Source organism: Pseudomonas sp. GW823-FHT02C02, assembly GCF_058797635.1.
The window spans coordinates 195-700 of record NZ_JBXAJV010000043.1 but is presented as its reverse complement, the minus strand read 5'-3'; the positions used below and the strand labels follow the sequence as shown (position 1 = coordinate 700).

At 61.9% G+C, this 506-nt stretch carries 1 pseudogene; it reads right to left on the bottom strand.

What is annotated here, in order from left to right:
- Positions 1 to 120 precede the first annotated feature (120 nt).
- Positions 121 to 321 (bottom strand): annotated as a pseudogene (locus AC1ROI_RS33885) (helix-turn-helix domain-containing protein); the annotation flags it as partial.
- Positions 322 to 506 lie beyond the last annotated feature (185 nt).

The window sequence follows — 506 nt, the reverse complement described above, 5'->3', positions numbered from 1 at the left end:
TTGCATTGGCCTCTTCGCGGGCAAGCCTCGCTCCTACGGTATTTGTGTCGCTCGACAATATTGCAAACGACGCAAACCCTGTAGGAGCGAGGCTTGCCCGCGAAGGGGGCCGTTCAGGCACTACGAGAACATCTCCCGAGTCAGCCCATGCCGCTGCATCTTTTCATTGAAGGTCCGGCGCGGCAGTTGCAGTTCTTCAAGTACCGCTTTCACGTCGCCCTTGTGCCGGGTCAGCGCCGCGCGCAGGCAATGCGCTTCGAACGCTTCGGCCTGCGCCGCCAGCGACTGGCCGGGATCGATGCCGGCCGGTTCCGGCTCGCCCTTGCATTGGCCCCTTCGCGGGCAAGCCTCGCTCCTACGGTATTTGTGTCGCTCGACAATATTGCAAACGACGCAAACCCTGTAGGAGCGAGGCTTGCCCGCGAAGAGGGCCGTTCAGGCACTACGAGAACATCTCCCGAGTCAGCCCATGCCGCTGCATCTTTTCATTGAAGGTCCGGCGCGGC